The 1,136-nt window shown below is 54.0% G+C and carries 2 tRNA genes and 1 rRNA gene; all 3 read right to left on the bottom strand.

Features of this window, described 5'->3' with window-relative positions:
- Positions 1 to 496: 496 nt before the first annotated feature.
- A tRNA-Ala gene (locus tag Q2T52_RS26780) sits at positions 497 to 572 on the bottom strand.
- An 87-nt stretch (positions 573 to 659) separates the two neighbouring features.
- Positions 660 to 736, bottom strand: a tRNA-Ile gene (locus Q2T52_RS26775).
- Positions 737 to 1,052: 316 nt separating this feature from the next.
- Positions 1,053 to 1,136, bottom strand: a 16S ribosomal RNA gene (locus Q2T52_RS26770); the annotation flags it as partial.

The raw sequence follows: 1,136 nt of genomic DNA, 5'->3' as shown, positions 1-1,136 counted from the left end.
TAGGTAGTAGCGAATAGAATGTTCAAAAACTATTCGCCATTCGCTATTCGCTAACAACTCCCAAAACCTGGCTACCTTTTACAACCAGGTCATTCGAGATGCCATCGACGTGTTCGATCCGGTCCCTCATAAAGATGTCACGCCGAGCGACATCCGGGCCGGATCTTAAGACCAGCTTCTCGAGATTAAATCCGGGATCGCGCGGTCAGGCAACGATCATCAATCAATCCGTCAGAGGCATCAAAGATGCCAACAACGAACGACCAGAGTGACAGACTTCCTTCCTTCCCTGGCCCCTATTCGCTTCCGGTCGGCTAGACCATCCACGACTTCAGCAGGACCAGCTTCGGACTTGGGTAAAACCCAAACCTGGAAGCCTCCAGATCAATCTTCTCTTCACGATTTTTGCAAAACAGGCATACGCTCCTAAAAGCGATGCAAACTTTTATTTTCTTCAAAGGATATGACGGCCACTCACTCGACACCAAAAGCGAATTGGTGGAGCTGAGCGGGATCGAACCGCTGACCCCCTGCTTGCAAAGCAGGTGCTCTCCCAGCTGAGCTACAGCCCCAACCATCGCAACACCTGCCAACCTGCCAACAAAGGCAAGCCACCAGGAGGATCAAGATCTCAAACAAACCAGCTTCCGGCAGGAAGATGGTGGGCCCGGGAAGACTTGAACTTCCGACCCCACGCTTATCAAGCGTGTGCTCTAACCAACTGAGCTACGGGCCCGATCTCTACGAACTCGACATCCGTGACGCTCGCCCATGAAAGGCCAGAGGCCGTCGCCAGTCGTCTGGCGCCCCTTTCCAATCCGAAGACTGGCCGGAGGCGAGCGCTCGTCAGAGCGCGGCACCGCCGCGAGGACATATCCTTGTGAAGAAAGAGAAACGTGGTCGGCGGGTTCCGCCTTATCATCAGGCCATGAAGGCTCTGTGACGTATTTCGTTTCGATGGTCGCCTGACTGGCGCCATCTATGTTCTAAAAAGCACGGGAAGGTTCATCCTGATCTAGTCAAGCGTCTTACCAATTCCACAGCTTCCTTAGAAAGGAGGTGATCCAGCCGCAGGTTCCCCTACGGCTACCTTGTTACGACTTCACCCCAGTCGCTGACCCTACCGTGGTCGCCTG

This window comes from Rhizobium oryzicola, from assembly GCF_030504645.1.
Classification (GTDB): Bacteria; Pseudomonadota; Alphaproteobacteria; order Rhizobiales; family Rhizobiaceae; genus Neorhizobium; species Neorhizobium oryzicola.
Note: the sequence above shows the minus strand (reverse complement) of the source record. Positions and strands in the feature narration are given on the sequence as shown.